General features: G+C 65.4%; 19 protein-coding genes. 13 read left to right on the forward strand and 6 right to left on the reverse strand.

Features of this window, described 5'->3' with window-relative positions; translation table 11 throughout:
• The first annotated feature begins 43 nt into the window (after positions 1-43).
• The 4 genes from serA (at position 44) to KUF59_RS03460 (ending at position 5,666) form a co-directional block, all read left to right on the forward strand.
• Complete coding sequence (gene serA, locus KUF59_RS03445) at positions 44-1,288, forward strand: phosphoglycerate dehydrogenase (protein WP_212460670.1); 1,245 nt, start codon at positions 44-46, stop codon at positions 1,286-1,288.
• Positions 1,289-1,422: 134 nt separating this feature from the next.
• Positions 1,423-2,442: a patatin-like phospholipase family protein gene (locus KUF59_RS03450; RefSeq protein WP_212460669.1), complete on the forward strand. Its 1,020-nt coding sequence runs from the start codon at positions 1,423-1,425 to the stop codon at positions 2,440-2,442.
• Between the two features lie 3 nt (positions 2,443-2,445).
• Entirely contained in the window at positions 2,446-3,900 is a 1,455-nt protein-coding gene (locus tag KUF59_RS03455) for a GntP family permease (protein WP_212460668.1), read from the forward strand.
• A gap of 101 nt (positions 3,901-4,001) precedes the next feature.
• The gene (locus tag KUF59_RS03460; RefSeq protein ID WP_212460667.1) at positions 4,002-5,666 is read left to right on the forward strand and encodes a tannase/feruloyl esterase family alpha/beta hydrolase; all 1,665 of its coding nucleotides are present in this window, start codon (positions 4,002-4,004) and stop codon (positions 5,664-5,666) included.
• Positions 5,667-5,729: 63 nt separating this feature from the next.
• Here the strand turns inward: KUF59_RS03460 and KUF59_RS03465 are convergent, their stop codons facing one another.
• The 3 genes from KUF59_RS03465 to KUF59_RS03475 all read right to left on the reverse strand — a co-directional run bounded on the left by KUF59_RS03465 (position 5,730) and on the right by KUF59_RS03475 (position 10,377).
• A complete protein-coding gene (locus tag KUF59_RS03465; RefSeq protein WP_212460666.1) occupies positions 5,730-7,451 on the reverse strand; it encodes an ATP-dependent Clp protease adaptor ClpS in 1,722 nt (573 codons plus the stop codon).
• A gap of 111 nt (positions 7,452-7,562) precedes the next feature.
• Positions 7,563-9,188, reverse strand: a complete 1,626-nt coding sequence (locus KUF59_RS03470; protein ID WP_212460665.1) for a DHA2 family efflux MFS transporter permease subunit — start codon at positions 9,186-9,188, stop codon at positions 7,563-7,565.
• Positions 9,127-10,377 (reverse strand): HlyD family secretion protein, encoded by a 1,251-nt coding sequence (locus tag KUF59_RS03475; protein WP_212460664.1) that lies wholly within the window; start codon positions 10,375-10,377, stop codon positions 9,127-9,129. The genes KUF59_RS03470 and KUF59_RS03475 overlap by 62 nt, the downstream gene beginning before the upstream one ends.
• A gap of 90 nt (positions 10,378-10,467) precedes the next feature.
• On the opposite strand from KUF59_RS03475, the gene KUF59_RS03480 reads away from it, so the two are divergent.
• From KUF59_RS03480 to KUF59_RS03510, 7 genes are all read left to right on the forward strand, one after another.
• Positions 10,468-11,127: a TetR/AcrR family transcriptional regulator gene (locus KUF59_RS03480; protein WP_212460663.1), complete on the forward strand. Its 660-nt coding sequence runs from the start codon at positions 10,468-10,470 to the stop codon at positions 11,125-11,127.
• Positions 11,128-11,266: 139 nt separating this feature from the next.
• The gene (locus tag KUF59_RS03485; RefSeq protein WP_212460774.1) at positions 11,267-11,644 is read left to right on the forward strand and encodes a MarR family winged helix-turn-helix transcriptional regulator; all 378 of its coding nucleotides are present in this window, start codon (positions 11,267-11,269) and stop codon (positions 11,642-11,644) included.
• Between the two features lie 14 nt (positions 11,645-11,658).
• Positions 11,659-12,429: an enoyl-CoA hydratase gene (locus KUF59_RS03490; RefSeq protein WP_212460662.1), complete on the forward strand. Its 771-nt coding sequence runs from the start codon at positions 11,659-11,661 to the stop codon at positions 12,427-12,429.
• Between the two features lie 138 nt (positions 12,430-12,567).
• On the forward strand, positions 12,568-14,649 hold the full coding sequence (locus KUF59_RS03495; RefSeq protein ID WP_212460661.1) for a methyl-accepting chemotaxis protein: 2,082 nt from the start codon (positions 12,568-12,570) through the stop codon (positions 14,647-14,649).
• Between the two features lie 108 nt (positions 14,650-14,757).
• Positions 14,758-15,690: a dihydrodipicolinate synthase family protein gene (locus KUF59_RS03500; protein ID WP_212460660.1), complete on the forward strand. Its 933-nt coding sequence runs from the start codon at positions 14,758-14,760 to the stop codon at positions 15,688-15,690.
• Positions 15,691-15,892: 202 nt separating this feature from the next.
• Positions 15,893-17,293, forward strand: a complete 1,401-nt coding sequence (locus tag KUF59_RS03505; protein ID WP_212460659.1) for a selenium-binding protein SBP56-related protein — start codon at positions 15,893-15,895, stop codon at positions 17,291-17,293.
• 83 nt (positions 17,294-17,376) lie between these two features.
• Positions 17,377-17,964, forward strand: coding sequence for a hypothetical protein (locus tag KUF59_RS03510; protein ID WP_249140594.1), 588 nt, complete (start codon positions 17,377-17,379; stop codon positions 17,962-17,964).
• 2 nt (positions 17,965-17,966) lie between these two features.
• On the opposite strand, the gene KUF59_RS03515 is transcribed toward KUF59_RS03510, so the two are convergent.
• From KUF59_RS03515 to KUF59_RS03525, 3 genes are read right to left on the reverse strand one after another with little or no spacing between them, the layout of a single operon-like run.
• Positions 17,967-18,665 carry a DUF1045 domain-containing protein gene (locus tag KUF59_RS03515; protein ID WP_212460657.1) on the reverse strand — a complete coding sequence of 233 codons (699 nt, stop codon included), beginning with the start codon at positions 18,663-18,665 and terminating at the stop codon, positions 17,967-17,969.
• Between the two features lie 19 nt (positions 18,666-18,684).
• Positions 18,685-19,878, reverse strand: a complete 1,194-nt coding sequence (locus tag KUF59_RS03520) for an alpha-D-ribose 1-methylphosphonate 5-triphosphate diphosphatase (protein WP_212460656.1) — start codon at positions 19,876-19,878, stop codon at positions 18,685-18,687.
• The gene (locus tag KUF59_RS03525; RefSeq protein ID WP_212460773.1) at positions 19,875-20,558 is read right to left on the reverse strand and encodes a transferase hexapeptide repeat family protein; all 684 of its coding nucleotides are present in this window, start codon (positions 20,556-20,558) and stop codon (positions 19,875-19,877) included. Before KUF59_RS03525 ends, KUF59_RS03520 begins: the two co-directional genes overlap by 4 nt.
• 175 nt (positions 20,559-20,733) lie before the next feature.
• On the opposite strand from KUF59_RS03525, the gene phnC reads away from it, so the two are divergent.
• Together phnC and phnD are read left to right on the forward strand one after the other, a co-directional pair.
• Positions 20,734-21,543, forward strand: coding sequence for a phosphonate ABC transporter ATP-binding protein (gene phnC, locus KUF59_RS03530; RefSeq protein ID WP_212460655.1), 810 nt, complete (start codon positions 20,734-20,736; stop codon positions 21,541-21,543).
• 61 nt (positions 21,544-21,604) lie between these two features.
• Positions 21,605-22,540 carry a phosphonate ABC transporter substrate-binding protein gene (gene phnD, locus KUF59_RS03535; RefSeq protein WP_212460654.1) on the forward strand — a complete coding sequence of 312 codons (936 nt, stop codon included), beginning with the start codon at positions 21,605-21,607 and terminating at the stop codon, positions 22,538-22,540.
• Positions 22,541-22,564 lie beyond the last annotated feature (24 nt).

Genomic DNA, 22,564 nt, shown 5'->3' on the forward strand with positions numbered 1-22,564 from the left:
TCGCCTCGCCCGGGACGGCGCGGGGCATCGATATGGAGACCCTATGCCAGCCAACGGCCAAAACCCCGCTCGCGACGCGAAAGTGCTGCTGCTCGAAGGCGTCAATGACAGCGCCGTCGACCTGCTCAGGGGCGCCGGCTTTGCCAATGTCGAGCGGTTGACCAAGGCGCTCGATGGCGAGGCGCTGCGGCAGGCCATGCACGGCACCTCGCTGCTCGGCATCCGCTCCCGCACCCAGCTCACGGCGGAGGTCCTCGCGGTCGCCGACCAACTGCTTGCGGTCGGTTGCTTCAGCGTCGGCACCAACCAGGTCGACCTTTCGGCCGCGCGCAAGCGCGGCATTCCCGTGTTCAATGCGCCGTTCTCCAACACCCGAAGTGTGGCCGAGCTCGTGATCGGCGAGATCGTGATGCTGCTGCGCCGGATCTTTCCGCGCTCGGTCGAGGCGCATGACGGCGGATGGGACAAGTCGGCGACCGGCAGTCGCGAGGTGCGCGGCCGCACGCTCGGCATCATCGGCTATGGCAATATCGGCTCGCAGCTCTCCACGCTGGCCGAAGCCATGGGCATGCGCGTCATCTATTTCGACCGCACCGACAAGCTCCGCCACGGCAACACCGAGCCCGTCGAGAAGCTCGAGGAGCTCCTGGCGCTGAGCGACGTGGTCAGCCTGCACGTGCCCGAGACGCCGGCGACCGCGGGCATGATCGGGGAGAGGGAATTGCGGGCGATGAAGCCGGGCTCATTCCTGATCAACAACAGCCGCGGCACGGTGGTCGATCTCGACGCTCTGGCTGGAGCGTTGCGCGACGGTCACATTGCGGGCGCTGCCATCGACGTGTTTCCGGTCGAGCCGTCGTCGAACTCCGATCGCTTCAAGAGCCCGGTGCAAGGACTGGAGAACGTCATCCTCACGCCGCATATCGGCGGCTCCACGGAGGAGGCGCAGGAGCGGATCGGCGGCGAGGTCGCGCGCAAGCTCGTCGACTATTTCGTCACCGGCTCCACCATGGGTGCGGTGAATTTCCCCGAGGTGCAGTTGCATTTGCGCCCCACCGGTGTCCGCTTCAGCCACGTCCATCGCAACGTGCCGGGCATGCTGCGGCGGCTGAACGAGGTGTTCCTGCAACGCGACGTCAACATCGCCGCGCAATATCTCGAGACCGACGGCGATCTCGGCTATGTCGTGCTCGACGCCGATCTGATGGGGCAGGACGCCCAGGCGCTGCTTCGGCAGATCCGCGCCCTCGAAGGTACCATCGGTGCGCGGCTGGTGTTCGAGCATTAGCTAGTCCTATCACAGCGGCGTGATGCCGGGTCCCGTTGCGTTGTCCGGCCCTGACTCTCTACACTCGTCCAGGTGTACAGAGGTGAGAAGATATCTCGCCAAAGTTGAGCCGATGTCGCGTGGGTGTGAAAGCCATGGACCGCGATCCCGTCCTCATCGATCTCGCGCTCCAGGGCGGCGGCTCGCACGGCGCCTTCACCTGGGGCGTGCTCGACCGGCTGCTCGAAGAGAAATGGCTCGAGATCGCCGCGATCTCCGGAACCTCCGCAGGCGCGATGAATGCCGCGGTGCTTGCCGACGGATGGACGGCAGGCGGCACTGAGGGCGCGCGCGAGGCGCTCGATACCTATTGGCGCCGTGTGTCCCGTGCGGCGGCCTTCAGTCCGCTCCAGCGCTCGCCGCTCGACCGGCTGATGGGCCGCTGGACACTCGACACCTCGCCCGCCTACATCTTCACCGACCTGATGTCGCGGCTGTTGTCGCCCTACGACCTCAATCCGCTCGGCTACAATCCGCTGCGCGAGGTGCTGGCCGAGAGCATCGACTTCGAACGGCTGGCGCGCTCGCCGATCAAGTTGTTCATCACCGCGACGCGGGTGCGGACCGGGCGCGGACGCATCTTCCGCAACGCCGAGATCACGGCCGACGTGCTGCTGGCGTCTGCCTGCCTGCCGACCATGTTCCGCGCGATCGAGATCGACGGCGAGCCCTATTGGGACGGCGGCTTTGCGGGTAACCCGACCATCACGCCGCTCATTCGAGAGAGCGACGCACACGACACCATACTGGTGCAGATCAATCCGACCGAGCGCACCGACGCGCCGCGGACGGCCGCTGACATCCTCAATCGCCTCAACGAAATCTCCTTCAATTCGCCGCTGATGAAGGAGCTGCGCATGATCGCGCTGCTCCGCCAGGCAGCCGACCCTGGCAGCGGCGAGGGCGCGCGCTGGGCCAAAATGCGGACCCACCGCGTCACGAGCGACATGCTGGCGAAGTTCGGGTCCTCCTCCAAGCTCAATGCGGAATGGGAATTCGTCTCGATGCTCCGTGCCGAGGGGCGGCAGGCGGCCGGCGAATTTCTCGACAATCACGGGGCCGATATCGGCAAGCGTACCACCGCCGATCTAGACGTGCTGCTGTCGGAGTGTTGAGACATGGGCCTGCTCGGCATTCTCATCGGGCTCGCTCTCCTCGTCCTGTTCGCCTTCCGCGGCTGGAGCGTCCTGCTGCTCGCGCCGTTCGCGGCGCTCGTCGCTGCGCTGTTCGGGGGCGAGCCGCTGCTGGCGCACCTCACCCAGGTGTTCATGGCGAGCGCGGCCGGATTCCTCGCGCAGTTCTTCCCGATCTTCCTGTTAGGCGCCGTGTTCGGCAAGCTGATGGACGACAGCGGCGCCGTCAGGTCCGCGGCGGGGTTCATGGCACAGCGTCTCGGCGAGCGGCGGGTGGTTCTCGCGGTCGTGCTGGCGGGCGCGCTCGTCACCTATGGCGGCGTCAGCCTGTTCGTCGCGTTCTTCGTCATCGTGCCGATGGCCCAGTCGCTGTTTCGCGAAGCCGGCATTCCGCGCCGGCTAATTCCGGCGGCGATCGTGCTGGGCACGTCGACCTTCACCATGTCGGCGCTACCGGGCACGCCGTCGATCCAGAACGCCATCCCGATGCCGTTCTTTGGCACGACGCCCTTTGCGGCGCCAGGGCTCGGCATCATCGCTTCCTTCATCATGCTCGGCGTCGGACTATGGTGGCTGCGGCGCGCCGAGACTGCCGCCCGCCGCGCCGGCGAAAATTATGGAGACGAGACGCACGGTGCGGCCGAACGCGCGGCCGACGACGAGCTGGTGCGCGAACGCGCGACCACCGCGCGCGAGTTCGATCCGGCGGAGATCCGGCACGGACGTCGCAGCGAGGCGCCGGCTCCGGTGGCAAATGCGATCTTGCCTCTGGCCGTCGTCGTCATCGTCAATCTCGTGATGTCGCTCCTGGTACTGCCGCGGCTCGACGTCTCCTATCTTGCCGAGCAGCGGTTTGGCGGCACGTCGCTGGCTGCGGTCGCAGGCGTTTGGTCGGTCGCGGTGGCGCTCGCAGCGGCGATCGTCGCCACCATCGTGCTCAACTGGACGAGGCTTGCCTCGCTGCGGCAGACCATGGATGCCGGCGCCAACGCGTCGGTCCTGCCGGCGTTCAGCGTCGCAAGCCTGGTCGGATTCGGCGCGGTCATCGCCGCGCTGCCGGCCTTTTCGACGGTGCGCGACTGGGTGCTGTCGATCGAAGGCGGTCCGCTGGTGTCGCTCGCGGTTGCGACCAACATCCTCGCCGCACTGACCGGATCGGCGTCCGGCGGCCTGACGATCGCACTCGACGCGCTGGGCCAGACCTATGTGGACATCGCTTCGCGGACCGGCATCGAGCTTGCGCTGATGCATCGCGTCGCGGTGATCGGCTCGGGCACGCTCGATATCCTGCCGCATAACGGCGCGGTGGTCAGCCTGCTCTCGATCTGCGGATTGACGCACCGCGAAAGCTATTTCGATATCGTGATGGTCGGAATCGTCACCTCGCTTCTGGCCCTGGTTGCCGTGATCGCGCTGGGCAGCGTGCTGGGATCGTTCTGAGCGGTTCGGGATCGCGTCGGCGATTGACGAGTGGGCGAAGGTTGCATTGAATGCGGCCGCCTGTTGAATTGAACGACAAGAAGCAAGTCCGGGGGGAAACGATGGCGCGTTATCAAACGACCTTTCATGTATCCGTCGCGAACCTGCTGCTGGCATTCGTAACCGCGGGCGGCGCGGGCGCGGCGACGCTGGCCGAGGATGCCGATACCGTGTGCAAGGGTCTCGTCGGCGGCACGGATGCGGTGAAGGTCGATTCGACCGCCTTCCTCGGACCGTCTCAACTCGTCGTGGCCGAACGCGGGCCGACGCCCTCGGGCCGGATCACGCCGGCCAATCCCGCCTTCTGCAAGGTGCTCGGCCATATCGATCCGACCGATCCGAAGGCGCCGCCGATCAGGTTTCAGGTCAACTTGCCGGTCGAGTGGAACGGCCGCTCGCTGCAATATGGCGGTGGCGGCTTCAACGGCGTGCTGATCACGGGCCTGGCACTGCCGTCGGCCGCCCCCTTCGACAAGCCATCGCCGCTCGCGCGCGGCTTCGTCACCTATGGTACCGACTCCGGCCACGAGACCAAGCCGGGCGAGCCGCCGCAAGTCTTCGCGCTCAACGACGAAGCCTTCGAGAATTTCGCGCACCGTTCCTACAAGAAGGTGCGCGATGCCGCCGTCGGCCTGATGGAGCGCGCCTACGGCAAGAAGCCGGAGAAGATGTATTTCATGGGCTCGTCCGAGGGCGGTCGCGAAGGCCTCACCATGGCGCAGCGCTATCCCGATGATTTCGACGGCATCTTCTCGCGCGTGCCCGTCATCAACTGGGTCGGCCTGCTGCATGCCAGCATGAGCGCCGGCCTGGTAACCATGGGCGAGGGCTGGATCCGGCCGGCCCAGGTCAAGCTTGTGGCGGACGCCGTACGAGCCACTTGCGACAAGGCCGACGGCTCGGAGGATGCGCTGGTGCAGGACCCGGTCGGCTGCAAGGCGGCGTTCAAGGTAGAGAAGTTGCGCTGCGCGAGCGGCGAGAGCGGCGATCAATGCCTGAGCGATGCGCAGGTCAATTCGATCCAGACGGTGCAGGGCGCCTACAAATTCCCGTTCCCGCTCGCCAACGGCCTCGACGATTATCCTGGCTGGGGTGTCTCGGGGGAGGACACGCCGCCGTTCGGCCCGACCGGGGGGTGGTCAGCCTGGTGGCTTGGCAAGGCCGCGCCCGCGCAACCTCCGGCGCCCGAGAACGGCATCTCCTGGGTCTACGGGGCCGGCGCCACTCAATATGTGTTCGCGCGCGATCCCAAGCTCGATGTCACGGCCTACAAGCCGGAAGATCACAAGGCGCGGCTGCTCGAGGTTTCGAACCTGATGGACTCGACCAACCCGGACCTCAGCCGCTTTCGCGAGCGGAAGGGCAAGCTGATCGTCCTCGAATACATGGCCGACTACGCGCAGAGCCCCTATGCCGGCATCCGCTATTTCGAGAATGTCGAGCGCCTGATGGGCACGGCGACGGTGGCGCAGTTTGCGCGGCTCTACACCGCGCCCGGCGTCGACCATGTCGGCTCGGGCGCGCCCGCCAATGTCGACATGCTCAGCGTGCTGGTCGACTGGGTCGAGAAGGACCAGGCGCCCGGCGATCTCGAAGTCACCGAGCAGAAGGTCGAGGCGCCGGCATTCCCGGTCGCTCGTTCGCTGCCGCTATGCCGTTGGCCGGCCTGGCCGCACTTCAAATCGGGTCCAGTGACGGACGCGGCAAGCTATTTCTGCGCGCCGTAGGAGCGAGCTCCGCCCGCGCGCCGTGAAGGAGGGCCTCGGCTGACGACGCGGGGCGGCGGAGCCTCATCCCGCCGCCATCGCTTGTGCGCCGCCAAGCAAGCGCGCATTGAGCCGGCCGCCGGAGAACAGCATGTCGTCGAGCGCTTCGTCGATATCGGTGGAAATAACGGTCTTGCCACCATCGCGGGCGAGGCTGGCCTGCGCCAGCCGCCGCATCAGCTCCTTGATGAATGCGCAACTTGTACCTTCGCTGCGTCGGGCAGCTTCTGCGACGACGGCATCCTCCAGCGGAAGTCCCTTGCCGTAGAGCCGGACCAGCTTGCCACGGCCGATTTCGTCGGGAAGAGGTACCTCGATGGCCTGATCAATACGGCCGGGGCGGCCAGCAAGCGCTCCTTCGAGTTGCTGAGGCCGATTGGTGGTGAGCACGAACAAGATGTCAGCGTCTTGCTTCAGGCCGTCCATCTCGTTTAACAACCGGTTGAGCAAGGGCTCCTCGCAACCGCTCATGCTCTCTCGCTGCCGCGCGATGAGGTCCACGTCTTCGATGACCACCATGGCGGGCTGCAAGAGGCGGGCGAGATTCATATAGGCGCCGAGCAGGCCGATTTGCTCCGCTGTGATGATCAGCGTCGTATGACCGGGCAGGTGGGTCGCGAGATAGCGGATGGTGTGGGTCTTGCCGGTACCGGGCGGACCGTACAGCAAGATACCCTTCCGGGTCGACTGCCCGAGGCTGCGCAGCGCGTCCCGCGTGCCCACGAAGTTCAGCACGTTTCGATCAAGCAGCCGTAACGTCTGCTCGGGCAGGATCACCTCATCGCGACCAACCGCAGGAAGCCGGTGCACCGTGATCCCGCGCGAGCGGCCGCGATAGTCGGAATCGGCGTCGAGAGAGAGAATCTTGCCGCGGTAGGTACGCGCAGCCTGGACGGCGTCCTCCAGCGCGCTGAAGCACTGCTGGACGAGCGCTGAGCCTGCTGCCCCGGCCGGCGCCATGATTTCGATTCGCACGCCGGTCTCGCGGCTGTATTCACGATGGATGGCCAGAAGTACCGCGTAGCGGAGACCGGAGCTTGCGCAAAGCCAAAGACCATTGTCGAGACACCTGGCCGGTGTAGGTTCGCCGATATCAACGTCGTTGTACTGAAGCGGCGCGATGGCCGCCGCGAAGCCATCGTTCTGCATCAATGCCGACATCGATAGCGTTTCATAGCGACGGTCCGCGGCGATACCGAGCAACCGGACCGGTGACGCAAATAATCTGTCGATGGCAGCCTGAACATCTGCCCGCATGTGGCCGGGAAACTGGCGTACCGTGGTCACGAGCTGGCTACGCGGGACGTCCGCGAAGTGCCAATTCAAGACACCGAACGTGTAGTTGAACTCCTCCGAGGGCAGCTTCTGGGAAGCGCTTGCTGCTGCAAGTACACAATCTGCGCAGAGCCAGATCGTGCGGTCCATCAATTTCGCTTCCGACCGCGCAGTAGGTTGGCCGCAAAGCTCACAGCAAGGTTTCGGTGTTTCGCTGGTGACCAGGAGCGGGTGACCGGCGGCCGCGACCTGCCGCCGTGTAGATTCCAACAGGGCGCCTGCGACGGACCGCGGATAAGGACCACAGACGGCCGCGCCGTGCCTCTCGATATCGGCCATAACGGAGGCCGCTTCACTCTCTGACTTGCCGAAGATGCGGCGCAACAGGTCGACGATAAATTCCCGCGGAGTATCTTCGTCGCCATGCAGTACGAGCTGGGACGGCAGCGTCTCGGTCTGAGTATCGCTCATGAAGCATCCTTGTTCGCAATCTACAGTTGATATGAACAAATAGGGAACATAAAAAGGAGCGGCCGTCAAGGACGACGGCCGCGACGAGTTAGCGATTAGTTTTTGAAGTCGTCAGTGCGCCGGCCCGCCCGCTGCGCCCTTCGTCTTCCGCATCAGCAGTACGGCGATTGCCGCGAGCACCAGCATCACGCCGATCACCGCAAACGTGTCGGAAAATCCCATCACCAGCGCCTGGCGCTTGACCGTCTTGCCGAGCGCGATGATCGCCTGCTCGCGCGCCGCGTTGGGGTCGGGCACGCCGTGCGCCGTAAAATAGCTGGTCAGCTGCGCGATGCGGCTGCGCACCTCCTCGCGGCCGAGCGTGACGGAATGGCCGATGATGTTGGAGTGGAACTGCTCGCGCTTGGTGACGATGGTGGCGAGCACGGCGGTGCCGATGGCGCCGCCGAGGTTGCGCATCATGTTGGAGATACCGGAGGCGGCGGCCGCATCCTGCGGCGCGACGCTGCCGAGGCTGAGCGCCGAGAGCGGCGCCAACGTCAGCGCCTGGCCTACCGCGCGCACGATATTGGGAACGAGGAACTGGTCGCCGGAATAATCGAGCGACATCTGGATGTTCATCAGCGAGCTTGCGGCGAACAACAAAAGGCCGACCGCTGCGATGTAGCGGGCATCGAAGCGCTGCATCAGCTTCGGCACAAGGGGAATCAGGAGCAACTGCGGCAAGCCGGTCCAGGCCAGCACGTTGCCGATCTGCTCGGCGTTGTAGCCCTGCACCTGGCCGAGATAGGCGGGCAGCAGGTAGACCGAGCCGAACAGGGCGAAGCCGAGGAAGACAGAGGCGACTGTACCGACGCCAAAGTTCCACTGGGTTAGGAGGCGCAGGCGCAGCAGCGGCTTCTCCACCACGAGCTCGTTGTAGACGAAGAGTGAGAGGCTGATCGCCGCGACGATCGCAAGCCGCACGATGAAGGGCGAGCCGAACCAGTCGTTCTTATTGCCCTCCTCCAGCACGGCCTGCAGCGAGGCAAGGCCGATCGCCATGGTCGCAATGCCGAACCAGTCGCCTTCACGGAGCAGCCCAAGCTGCATGGGCTGGCGCTCCAGCGTGAAGAACAGCGTGGTCACCATGACCGCGGTGGGCAGCACGTTAACGAAGAAGATGGTCTGCCAGCCATAGGTCTCGGTGAGATAGCCGCCGATGGTCGGGCCGATCGCGGGGGCGAAGGTGACGGCCAGCGAGAACATCGCGAGCCCGATCGGCTGCTGGCCCTTCGGCAATTTTGTAAAGACGAGCGTGAAGGCCATCGGAATCAGGACGCCGCCGAAAAAGCCCTGGAGGCCGCGCATCGCGATCATCGACGGCAGATCGTCGGTGAAGGCGCAGGCTACGGAGAAGGCCGCAAACAGCGTTGCGAAGCTCAGGATGATCCGGCGGAACGAAAAGACCCGCGACAGATAGTCGGTCAGCGGAATGACGATGATCTCGCCGATCAGATAGGAGGTCGAGATCCAGGAGCCGTTGTCGACGCCGGTGCCGATGCCGCCCTCGATGTTGAGCAGCGAGGCATTGGTGATCTGGATGTTCAGGATCGCCATGAAGGCGCCGATCATCGCCGCGAACACGGCGGTCCAGATCGTGGCACTGGCGCGGTTGGGATCAACTATCGCGCGATCAGGCGTCGCGGCCGGTGCTGATGGCGCGGGCGTCGAGATTGAGAGGCTGCTGCTTGACATGGCACGACCCTCCGGAGGTCAGTTTTGCCTTTGATGCTGTGGACGCGTGCGTCGCCGGCGCGGTTGACCGCGTCGCAATGGTCGGGATGACCGACATGCCCGGCCGCAGCGCGATCGCCGGCGCGGCATCGAGCGTGATCCTCACGGGGATGCGCTGCACGATCTTGGTGAAGTTGCCGGTGGCGTTGTCGGGTGGCAGCAGTGCGAACTCCTGGCCGCTCGCGGGCGCGATGGAATCGACGTGTCCGTGCACGACCTGGCCGGGGAACATGTCGACCTCGATCTCGACCGTCTGTCCCGCGCGCACGCTGGTGAGCTGCGTCTCCTTGAAATTCGCCACCACATAGGCGCCGTCAGACGGCACGATCGACATCAGCTGTGTGCCGGCCTGCACGAACTGGCCGACGCGAAGCGTGCGGTTGCCGACCATGCCGTCGATCGGGGACACGATGCTGGTGTAGCCGAGATTGAGCTCCGCCTGATGCTGCACGGCCTGGGCGCGCGCCAGCGCCGCCTTGGCCTGCACGATCTCGGCTTTCAGGAGATCGACCTGTTTCTGGCTGGAGGCAAGGTTGGCGGTGTCGCGCGCGAGAGCGGCTTGCGTCGAGGCGATGCGCGACTGCGCTTGCTGCGCATTCTGCACGCTGCCCGAGCCGCTGGCGGCGAGATCGGTGTAGCGCTTGTTGTCCTGGGCCGCGAAGGTGACTGCGGCCTGATCGACGTCGAGCGTCGCACGCGCGGCCTTGATGACAGCCTGCTGCACGTCGATCTGCGCGTCCTTGCTGGCGATGGTGGCGTTCGCGGCCTCGACATCGGCGCGGGCCTGGTCGAGCGCGACCCTGAAGTCGCGGTCGTCGACCTTGGCGAGCACCTGGCCTGCCTTCACCCGCTCGTTGTCGGCGACCAGCACCTGGTTGAGATAGCCCGAGACCTTCGGCGCGATCGTGGTGTTGTCGGCCTTCACATAGGCGTCATCGGTTGAGACGAGGTAGCGGCCGACGGTCCAGTAGTCCCAGCCGTGCCAGCTCGCCCCGGTCAGCGCCGCAACCGCCGCACCAGCGAGCAAGAGCTTGCGCAGGTTGAGCTTTTTGCCGCGGACCGGGGCTGGCACCGGGGCCGGCAAGAGATCCGCAGGGGGATCCGCGGGAACGGATGGCTCGATCTTGGACGGGGTGGTGTGGACGGTCATGGCCGGCTCCCTGAATTAGGAAACTTGACGATTTCCAAAATAGGGCTAGCTTCAGAGCTGTCAATAGAATGACAGGCATCATGTAACGGCATGGCTCAGGAAAAATCTTCCACGGAAGCCCGCCCCCGCGGGCGGCCACAACTGCGAAGCGACGACGAGACGCGCAAAATCGTCTTCGACACCGCACGGCACGCTTTTGCCGCCAACGGCTTCGCTGCGACCAGCACCGAAGAGTTGGCGCGCGGCGCCGGCATCTCCACCAAGACGCTCTATCGGCTGTTTCCGAACAAGGCCGCGCTGTTCGAGGCCATGGTGGCTGATCGGCTCGACCGCGAGCTCTCCGACGTGCAGCTTCGCGGCATCGATCATGCCGACATCGAGGAGGGGCTTCGTGCCGCGCTGCTCGCCTGCGCCGACATCGCGCTCGACCCTGATGTCGTGGCGCTGCAGCGCATCGTGTTGCAGGAATCCGCTGGCTTCCCGGATCTTGCCTCCGCGTTCTACCGCAACGGCATCGCCCGCACCGCGGCGGCGCTGGCGCGCTGGCTGCGCGTCCAGGTCAAGCGTGAGCGCATCAGGCTCGACAATGCGGAGGAGGCCGCCGGGATGCTGATCGGCATGGTCGCCTCCGCGCCGCAGCGCGCAGCGATCTATGGCGGTGTGCCGCTGCCCTCACGCAAGGAGGTCGAACGGCGCGTCCGAACCGTAGCGGCGCTGTTCCTGGACGGATGCCGCGTCGCACCGGCGTGAACATCATTCAAGTGGACAAGCCAGTCCTCACAGGTTATCTATTTCGCATGCGAAATAAATTGGCCGGCGCGTGAGCGCTGCAAAACACCATCGATTGATCTACCTGTTGAGCGTCGCGCAGCGGCGGCTGCAGCGCTGGATGGCGGCGCAGCCGGAGAGTGAAGTGACGCCCGCGCAGGCGGGGTTGCTGTTCATCCTTGGCAGGCAGGACGGCATCCTGATGGGCGAGGCGGGCGCTGCGCTCGATCTCGGGCCTGCGGGTATTTCCGGCCTTGTCGACCGGATGACGGCCGCGCGTCTCGTCGAGCGGCGCGCTGATCGCGAGGACGGCCGCGCTTCCCGCGTCTGGCTCACCGTTAGGGGCCGGACGGCGTTGACGCGGGCCAAGGCGGGCGCGGCGGAGGTCAATGCGGCGCTGACGGACGGGTTCACGGCTGATGAGATCGACGTCGTCGCGCGCTGGCTGACGAGCATTCAAACCAAGTTTCCAAGAGAATTTTCACGAGACGACGACTGAAGAGGAGTTTTGCAATGACCGACCATGTCCGGATCGAGAACACCGCCGGAATCCTGACCCTGACGCTCGCGCGTCCCGACAAGAAGAACGCGCTGACGGACGTGATGTACGGCAAGCTCGCCGACACGATCGAATCGGCCGAGTTCGATCCGTCAGCCCGCGTCCTGCTGATCCGCGGCGAGGGCGACATGTTCACCGCCGGCAACGACGTCGGCGAGTTCGCGGCCGTGGCGACCGGCAAATCGGAGGGTAGCCGCAACGTCATCAGGTTCATCCAGTCGCTGGCGCGCTGCACGCGCCCGCTGGTCGCCGCGGTGCAGGGCCGCGCGGTCGGCGTCGGCACCACCATGCTCCTGCACTGCGACCTCGTCGTGCTCGCCGACAATGCGCAGCTCTCGACGCCATTCGTCAGTCTCGCGCTGGTGCCGGAGGCCGCCTCGAGTCTATTGATGCCGATGCGGATCGGCCACGCCCGCGCCTATGAAATGTTTGCGCTCGGCGAGACCGTGCCGGCCAAGACGGCCCTGGAATGGGGCCTCGCCAACCGGGTCGTGCCGTTGGACAAGCTCGATGCGGAAGCGACCGCGCTCGCGACGCGCCTCGCCAAACAGCCGGCCGGCGCGCTGACCGCCACAAAGCGCCTGATGCGCAATGGCGATGCGCTGGTCGCGCAGATGACCGCCGAGGGCGAGCAGTTTGCCAAGCGCCTGCGCACCGCCGAGGCGCGTGAGGCGTTCATGGCCTTCGCCGAGCGCCGCGCGCCGGACTTTACAAAGGTCGCATGACGACAATGCTCGGCCGGCTGTCGCCGGCCGAGCCATGCGCTCCGTGAACCCTGCATTGCAGACAACTCGATTAAAACCTTAACGGAACATTGGCAGGTGCCCCGGCACAGTAGCCCCTCGAAAACGGGTCTTCTGGCAATGCCGATGTTTAAGAAATCAGTAAGCAATCTCCTGCTGGTCCTTATGGCCCTTCTGGCCGCGGGCGCACTGATCAGCACCGCGATTTTGATGGTCGAGGCCCTTGGCCGCTACCATGACAGTCTGGAGACCGGACGGCTGGCCGCCGCGGACAAGGCGATCTTCCAGGGGGTGCTGTCGCTACGCACCAATCGCGGCGATGCGCAGAGCGCGCTGCTCGGTGAGGACGACCCGCACGCCAAGCTCAGCGCCGCCGAAAAGGCTGAACAGGCCGGCTATGACATGATCACGGCTGCAATCGGCACCGTCGAGTTCCCCCGTCGCGACGAGCTTGCGACCGCGCTGAAGCAGCGCTGGAGCGAGGCCGCGCCGCAGTTCAGCCTGTTCCACGACGAGGCCAAGCGTCCGCGCGCCGAGCGCAAGATCGACCGGACCAGCGCCTGGTATGATTCGGTCACCAAGGTGATCGAGACCGCTAACCTCGCGTCGACCGCAGTCTCCAACCGCGCCTGGATGAACGATCCTTTCATTGCCCGGATGATCCAGGTCCGCCGCCTGGCCTGGCAGGTGCGCGACCGTTACGGCATCCAGTGCTCGGCGCTGCGCCCGAACGTCAATACCAGCAAGCCGCTCGACGAGACCCAGAAGCAGACTCTCGCGAACTGGAACGGCATCGTCACGGCCGGCTGGACCGGCATGGACGAGCTTCTGGCCGCGCCCGACGTCGCCGCGGACCTCGCCTCCAAGGCCAAGGAGGCGCGCGCCAAGACGGACGGCGTGCTCAAGCAGATCGGTCAGGTGACGAAGGATCTTGATGGCAGCGGCCGTCCGGCGATGCCGGCCTCGGAGTGGAACGCGCTGTGCCAGTCGCCCTTCGCGCAGATCGTGGCCGTCGCCACCACGGCGCTGGACCGGTCGATCGCACGCGCCGAAGCGGTCCAGGAGAAGGCGCTGACCAATCTCATCGTGCAGTCGCTCGGCTTTCTCCTCGCTTTGGCGGTGACCCTGACCGGCGTGTTCGTGGTGCGCAACCGCCTGATGAAGCCGGTGCAGTCGCTCATGGGCGCGATCGCGCGCATCGGCGCACGCGATTACGTCACGCCGGTGCCGCAAACCAAATTCCCCGACGAGTTCGGCACGATGGCCGCGGCGCTCGAAGGCCTGCGCGACAGCGCGGCGACCGCAGAGCGGCTGGGACAGGAGCGCGAATCGCAGCAGGCGCTCCAGCTTGCGCGGTCAGGCTCGGTCGACACCGCCTGCCGCGAGTTCGACGACACCGTGAAGGCGGTGATCCAGAGCGTCGCCGCCTCCACCAGGGAGCTCGATGCCACCGCAACCGGGGTCCGCTCGCTGGTGTCGGAATCCAGCAGCCAGACCGCGGCGGTGTCCTCCGCGGCCGAACAGGCCACCAACAATCTCGAGACCATCGCGGCTGCGACCGAAGAGCTGTCGGCCTCCGTCGGCGAAATCTCGGCCCAGGTGCAGGCCAGCGCCCGTGAGGCGCGCGAGGCAGTCGCCCAGGCCGAACAGACCAATGCAACGGTCGAGATCCTCGACCAGACGGCGGCGCGCATCAGCGAGGTCGTGAAGATGATCAACGCCATCGCCGGGCAGACCAACCTGTTGGCGCTGAACGCCACCATCGAGGCGGCGCGTGCCGGGGAGGCCGGCCGCGGATTTGCCGTGGTCGCGGGCGAGGTCAAAAACCTCGCCGCGCAGACCGCGAACGCGACCGAGGACATCACGCGTCAAGTTGCCGAAATCCAGGCCGCCACGGGGCAGGCGGTTGCTGCCATCCGCTCGATCGGCGGTTCCATCAGCGGCATCGACGAGAAGATGACGGCGATCGCCGCCGCCGTGGAAGAGCAGCGCGCGGCCACCACCGAAATCTCGCGCAACTTCCAGCAGGCCGCCCAGGGCACCCGCGAGGTGACCGACACCATCGGCAGCGTCGCCAGCCTCAACCGCGAGACCGGCAATGCCGGAACGGTGCTGTTCGAGTCCGTGAAGAAGATGTCCGACGACGCCGATCGGCTGCGCGTCGCGGTTGAAGGCTTTTTGGGCACGGTGCGGGCAGCGTAAGCCCGCGCGCGCGATCCCTTACATTATCTTGCCGCAGTGCGGTCGCCATTGCCGCTCCGCCCGTGACGGTGCTACTGGATCGCGCGAGTTACTGATCCGGAGAGTTCGATGTCGCAAGCCAAGGCCCAACGTCCGTACCGGGGCGTGTTCCCGGTTGCCCCCACCATCTTCAACGAGCGCGGCGAGCTCGACCTCGACGGCCAGCGCCGCTGCATCGATTTCATGATCGATGCCGGCTCGAACGGAATCTGCATCCTCGCGAACTTCTCCGAGCAGTTTGTGCTGACCGATGCCGAACGCGAATCCGTGATGCATGCCGTGCTGGAGCACGTCGCGGGCCGCGTTCCCGTGATCGTCACGACGACGCATTTCTCATCGGCCGTCTGCGCCGCGCGCAGCAGGCAGGCGGAAGCAGCGGGCGCCGCCATGGTGATGGTAATGCCGCCCTATCATGGCGCGACCTTCCGCGTCCCGGAGAAGGGCATTGTCGAATTCTTCAAGGTGCTGTCGGACGCGATCAATATCCCGATCATGATCCAGGATGCACCCGTCGCCGGCACACCGCTGTCGGTGGAGCTGCTCGCCCGGCTGGCGCGGGAGTTTTCGAACGTCCGCTATTTCAAGATCGAGGTAGCAGGCGCCGCCGCAAAACTCCGCGGCCTGATCGAAGCCGGTGGCAAGGATATCGAGGGTCCATGGGACGGCGAGGAAGCCATCACGTTGATGGCCGACCTTGACGCCGGCGCGACCGGTGCGATGACCGGCGGCGGCTATCCCGACGGCATCCGCCAGATCATCGATCCCTACTTTGCCGGCAAGCGCGAGGAAGCCAAGGCCGCCTATGAACGCTGGCTGCCGCTGATCAACTACGAGAACCGCCAGTGTGGTCTGATCGCCTGCAAGGCGATGATGCAGGCCGGTGGCGTCATCAAGTCGGATGCCGTGCGCCATCCCCTGCAGCCGCTGCATCCGGCGACCCGCGCGGGCCTGCTGGAGCTCGCAAAGGAGCGCGACGCGTTGGCGTTGCGGTGGGGGAAGTAGCCCTGTCGTCCCCGCCTTCGCGGGGACGACACTGAGTACGATGCGGCGCATTGGCCGGTTTCGCGCGTTCGCGCGATGACGTATTGTACGCGCGCCAGCCAGATCCGCGGAGCACCTCAAGACATCACGCCATCAGTTCATCATTGCGCCGGTTATCCCGAGCCAGGTTGGCGGTTGCCGACGCAAACTGGGAGGCAATGCCATGACAATGAGGCCAGACCCGACCTTTCACGCATCGCCCAAACTTGCGATGGACGCGCCGCCGGAAGATTTCGCCTACACGCTGCTGCTCAGTCCGGACTTCTCGAAGCCCGATGCGCTGGCGGTGATCGACGCCAAGCCGGGATCGCCGACCTACAGCAAGATCGTCCACACCGTGACGATGCCGAACAAGGGTGACGAATTTCACCACTTCGGCTGGAACGCCTGCTCATCCGCATTGTCCCCGCTCGCCGGACACGCCTTCATCGAGCGGCGCTATCTCATCATCCCGGGCCTGCGCTCCTCGCGCATCTACATCATCGACACCAAGCCGGATCCGACCAAGGCCAAGATCCACAAGGTCATCGAGCCGGAAGAGGTCTTCAAGAAGACCGGCTACTCGCGGCCGCATACCATCCATTGCGGGCCTGATGGCATCTATGTGAGCACGCTGGGCGGTGGCGGCAAGGACGGTACCAATGGGCCGCCCGGAATCTTCATCATGGACTGCGAGACCTTCGAGGTCTTGGGGCGATGGGAGATCGATCGCGGCCCGCAGAACCTGCACTATGATTTCTGGTGGAACCTGCCGCGCGACTACATGGTGTCGAGCGAATGGGCGCTGCCGCCGCAATTCGAGAGTGGGATCGTTCCCGAAGATCTTCTGTCCAACAAATATGGTCACCGGCTCCACTTCTGGGATCTGCGGGCGCGGCGCAACGTGCAAACCATCGACCTCGGCGCCAATCATCAGATGGCGCTCGAAGTGCGGCCCGCGCATGACCCGGTGCGCGAATACGGCTTCGTCGGCGTGGTCGTCGACACCACCAATCTCGAAGCCTCGATCTGGACCTGGTGGCGCGAGGGTGGAAAATTCCACGCAGAGAAGACGGCGACGATTCCGCCGGAGCCCGCTCCGAAGGAAAAGCTTCCGCCACTCTTGCAGGGATTTGGCGCGGTGCCGCCGCTCGTCACCGATATCGACCTTTCGATGGACGACAGGTTCCTCTACGTCTCGTGCTGGGGCACAGGCGAGATGCGCCAGTACGACGTCAGCGACCCCAGAAAGCCCAAGCTTGCAGGGTCCGTGCACATCGGCGGCATCGCGCGCCGCACGCCGCATCCGAACGGCAAGTCCTTTGCGGCCGGTCCGCAGATGGTGGAGATCAGCCGCGACGGCAAGAGGGTGTACTGGACCAACTCGCTCTATTCGACGTGGGATGACCAGTTCTATCCCGACGGCGTGCCCGGCGTCGAAGTCATGGCCAATGTCGGTCGCAATGGCGGGCTCGAACTCGCGAATGATTATTTCGTGAGCTTCCCGGATGGCTATCGGGCGCATCAGATCAGGCTCGATGGCGGCGACTGCTCGACGGACTCGTTTTGCTATCCGTCGGTCTAGACGGGAGCAGCGCGAGCTGGACACTTGTCTGGCTCTGGCTCGCGCTTGTTGCGAGCGGCCTCTATCACGGCGTCAATCCGGGGATGGGCTGGCCGCTGGCGGTATCGGCCGGGCTCATGGAAAGGTCGCCGCGCGCGCTGCTCGGCGCGCTCTGCGCATTGTCGGCCGGTCACCTGCTGGCGACGTTCCTGGTGCTGTTGCCGTTCGCACTGCTGCTCATGCTGGCCGAGTGGCAGCGTCCGATCCAGCTCGGCGCCAGCCTGCTGGTCATCGGCTTCGGCGCCTACCGCCTCGTCGATCGGCGTCACCCGCGGACGCTGGCTCGGATACCGCCAACGCAATTGGCGCTCTGGTCATTCGCCATTGCGATCGCCCATGGTGCTGCGCTGATGCTGGTGCCGATCTATCTCGGGCTTTGTCAGGCTCTTGATCTCGACGCGGGCCATGCTGCGGCCGGCATGCTCATCAAGGCAAATCTCGGCATGGCCGTGCTGGTGGCAACGGTCCACGTCGCCGCCATGGTCGCCGCCGGCGGCGGCCTGGCGTGGCTGGTCTACCGCTATCTCGGGCTGAAGTTCGTGTCGCGGAGCTGGTTCAACCTGGACGCGGTGTGGGCGGCGAGCCTCATTCTGGTTGGGGCCGTAGCGCTTGCATTGAATGTCGCGAGCTGAGGCTATGACGTCAGCGACCACTCGCCGATGATGCTGAAGCGCGAGGCCGCATTGTCCTGCCGGAACAGCGCGATCCGGTCGATCGCGATCGTGTTGATGCTGAGTCGCGCAAATCGCGTCCGCAACATCTCGATGATCGGCCCGCGCCGCTCGGCGTCCAGCCGGCCGGTCAGGGTCATGTGGAAGCGGAATTCCTCCATCACGTAAGGATAGCCCCAGCGGTCGAGGTAGTCCCGCTGCCGCTCGCTCAGCCTGTCCGGCCTGCGCCGGGCGCGATCCTCGGCCGTCAGCGGTGCGCGGAAGGCGTCGAACTCGACAGTACAATCGGCGGCGAGTTGTTGCAGCTCGCCGACCGGCTCGGGGGGGATCACGGCGATGAAGCCTGAGATGGCATCGACGACGGGACGGATGATCGGAATCGGCCGCGTCTTTCCAGCAAACGCCGCGCAGGCCGCCAGCAGCTCCGCTTCGCTTCTCCCCGGCGCCAGCGCCATCGGCGCCTTCAGCGTGGCGTGAAAGCCGTATTTGCGGGGATCGGCGGAGACGTCGCGCCAGTCGGGGGCGACCTGAAGCGCCTCCGCCGGGAACGGCAGCTCGTTGCCGGTATGGGCGTCGTAGCCGAGCAGCTCGGCACCGAAGCGGGAGAGCGCATCGCCGGCGTCGGCGGCGTAGTAGATCGCGTAGCGGGGAAAACCTGTCATCGGTTTGAGCATAGCGCCTTTACGCCGCGACGACAGCCTCGCGCGGCGCGGCAGCCGTACCCATCAACCGCGTTGCGTCGGTGAGATGCACGAGCCGGCCGGCCGAGATCACGGCGACGACGCGCGGCCGCAACGGTATTGCGTCGTCGACCAGCAGAATATCGGCACGGCGGCCCTCGGCAAGAACGCCGCGGTCGGCGAGGCCGGCGGCGCGTGCGGGCCCCTCCGAGATCAGCGCCCAGGCCTTTGCGAGCGGCAGCACGCTGTCGGCGTCGAGCCGGAACGCCGCGAGCAGTTGCGCGGGATAGTAGTAGTCCGAGGCGAGCACCGAGCAAAATCCCTTGGCGATCATGTCGGACGCCCGGGTCCAGCCGGTATGGCTGCCGCCGCGCACCACATTCGGCGCGCCATAGACGATGGCATCGCCGGCTTGCGCCGCTGCCCGCGCGGTCTCCTCGTTGATCGGAAATTCGGCGATGGCGACGCCCTGGGCGCGGAAGGCTTCGCGCATGGCCGGGCTCTCATCGTCATGCGAGAGCATCCGCACTTCGGCTGCGCGCGCAGCTTCCGCCAGTCGCGCGATCGAAGCCGGCACGTCGGCAGCGCGGGCGGTGATGTGCCCAACCAACTCGTCGAACGCTGCGCTCGAGAGCCCCGTGCGCTCCACCATGCGGCTGCGCTTCTGCGGCTTCGCCATGTCGGCGATCGTGCCGTTCATGTGGTCGTTGAAGGCGAACAGGTCGATCCGGCCCTCGGCGAGCCATTCGCAGATCTCGGCTTCTGCATCGAGGTTGTAGGTCTCGTGCCGCAAGTGAAAGCGGGTGTCGGCGGAAAATTGCGGCCGCAGCCGCTCGATCGCCTCGAGCAGGCGCCGCGCATTGTCGCCGCTGCGCAGGCCCGGCTCCCACGACCAGGTCGCGGCGTGGAACACCGTCGTGATGCCGTTGCTGATCGCCTGCCGGTCGCTGTCGACGAGCGCGACGTCGATCGGAAAATCGACGCCGGCGCGCGGCATCATCTGCCGTTCGAAGGCATCGCCATGGATGTCGACGATGCCGGGCAGTACCAGCAGGCCGCTCGCGTCGATCGCGATTGGCGCGCGCCCGCTTCTGCCGTCGATCTGCACGATGTCCTGCCCTGAGATGGTCAGCGAGATCTCGGCGAGCTCCGAGCCGATCAGGGCCCGGCCGTTCTTGAGGAGAATATCGGTCACGCGAGGGCGCTTTTCTTGAGGGAGGGAGAATGGTTGGCGATGGCCAGGCTAGAGCGAGTCATGGCTTCGTATTTTGCGAGGAAATCTTCAATCCCGAGCTTGCGGAAATCGGGCAGCGCTGCGCGCAAAGTTTCGTGATCCCAGTCCCACCAGGCAAGCTTTGCGAGGCGGCCGGCGATCTCCTCCGAAAACCGTCGCCGGACGATGCGTGCCGGATTGCCGGCGACGATGGTGTAGGCCGGCACGTCCTTGGTGACGATGGCGCCGGCCGCAATCACTGCGCCGGTGCCGATGTTGCGGCCGGGCAGGATAATCGCGCCATGGCCGATCCAGACGTCGTGGCCGATATGGACGTGATGCTGGCGCCGCCAGTCGAAGAAGTCGAGGTCGTCGCTCTCGCCGGAAAAATAGGCACTGGAACGGTAGGTGAAGTGTGCCTGCGTCGCCCGGTGCATGGGATGGTTGCCCGGATTGATCCGGGTCATCGCCGCGATCGAGCAGAATTTTCCGATCGTCGCGTAGGTAATCTGCGAATCGTTCACGACGTAGGAGTAATCGCCCATCGTCACTTCATGAAGGATCGTGCGCGCACCGACCTCGGTGTAGGCGCCGAGCGTCGTCTCGTGCAGCTTGGCCGTGGGGTCGATGGTGGGCTGGACCGAAAGCGATTTGGCGGCCATGGCGTATCCGAAAACGGAGGGCAGGGGCACGTCTTCGGTAAGCATGATGACAATGTCATGACGACGCAATGACAGTGGATGACGGTGCGGGCGAACGCCGCACCACAGCGCGCATGTCACACAACTGTTAACCAGCAGCGTTAGCCGTGGGGCTCGGCTAATCTGGAGCCCCTGCATGCTTGTGGTTGATGGTCTGACGTGTCGCTTCGGCACCAAAGCCGCTGTCGACAATGCCTCGTTCGAGATCGCGCCCGGCCGCTTCGTCGGTGTGATCGGCCGCTCCGGCGCCGGCAAGTCGACACTGCTCCGGACCATCAATCGCCTGGTGACCCCGACCGACGGCCGCATCCTGTTCGACGGCATCGACGTCACCGCGCTGCGCGGCAAGGAGCTGCGGCAATGGCGCGCTCGGTCCGCCATGATTTTTCAGCAGTTCAATCTGGTCGGCCGCCTCGACGTTCTCACCAACGTGCTGATGGGCCGCCTCGCTGCGATGCCGGCCTGGCGCTCCCTGACGCAGGTGTGGCCGGAGCAGGACTGCGCGCTGGCGATGTCGGCGCTGGAGCAGTTCGACATGGCGAGCCTGGCTGCGCAGCGCGCCGATCAGCTCTCCGGCGGCCAGCAGCAGCGCGTCGCGATCGCCCGCGCCTTGGTGCAGCAGCCCGACATCATTCTCGCGGACGAGCCGATCGCCTCGCTCGATCCGCGCAACACCAGGATCGTGATGGATGCGCTGCTGCGCATCAACAAGCATTTTGGCATCACCGTGCTCTGCAATCTGCATTCGCTCGATCTGGCGCGGACCTATTGCGACCGACTGATCGGTATGGCGGCGGGTCGCGTGGTGTTCGACGGTGCGCCGTCCGCGCTCACCGACCATATCGCGCGCGAGCTCTACGATCTCGAAGCCAATGAAGTCATGGGCGGCACGCATATGCCGGTGCCCGAAGGCATTCCGGCGCTCGGGACCGCCGCGGCGGCCTGAGCGGCGATCCGCCAGTAACACAGTTTGCGTTAGACGAATCCAATCGATCAAGAGGGGTATCATGATCACTCGTAGGCTCGTTCTCGCCGGCGCTGCCGCGCTGGCCTTCACCGCTTCCGCCTCGGCTGAGGACTGGAAGGCGAAATATCCCGAGCTGACCTTTGCGGTCGTTCCGGCCGAGAACGCCTCCGGCGTCACCGAGCGCTGGGCGCCGTTCGTGGCCTATCTCTCCAAGGAGCTCGGCGTGAAGGTTACGCTGCGCATCGCCAACGACTATGCCGCCGTCATCGAGGGCCAGCGCGCCGGCAATATCCACATCGCGAGCTACGGCTCGGCCTCGTTCGCCCGCGCCCGGCTCACCGGCGTCAAGACCGACGCGTTTGCCAACGACATCAACGCCGACGGCTCGACCGGCTATTACTCCGTGTTCTTCGTCAAGGCGAACAGCGCCTACAAGAGCATCGACAATCTGAAGGGCAAGAACCTCGGCCTGGTCGATCCGAACTCGACCTCGGGCAACAACGTGCCGCGTTTCGAGCTCGACAAGCTCGGGATTGCCGATGCCGACAGCTATTTTGGCAAGGTCGTCTTCACCGGCAGCCACGAGAACGCAATCCTCGCGCTGTCGCAGGGCACGGTCGACGTCGCCGCCAACCAGTGGACCAGCGACGACGATTCCACGCTGGCGCAGATGCTGACCAAGGGCATGCTGAAGAACGCCGACGGCTCGGCGATGAAGAAGGACGATTTCCGCATCATCCACAAGTCGGCGCCGATCATCAACGGCCCCTATGCCTACAACTCCGACCTTCCGGAAGAGGCGAAGACTGCCATTGCCAAGGCGTTCTCCGAGGCCCCGATCAAAGACAAGGCCGCCTTCGACCGCCTGTCCGACGGCCAGAAGAAGGGCTTTCATCCCGCGACCACGAAGGACTGGGACGGCACCATCGAGCTGATCAAGTTCGTGGACGCGCTGCGTAAGAAGAAGGCGTCCTGAGTTTCTTGGGACGACGCACTCGAG

It is taken from the genome of Bradyrhizobium arachidis (assembly GCF_024758505.1).
In the GTDB taxonomy this organism is placed as follows: Bacteria; Pseudomonadota; Alphaproteobacteria; order Rhizobiales; family Xanthobacteraceae; genus Bradyrhizobium; species Bradyrhizobium manausense_C.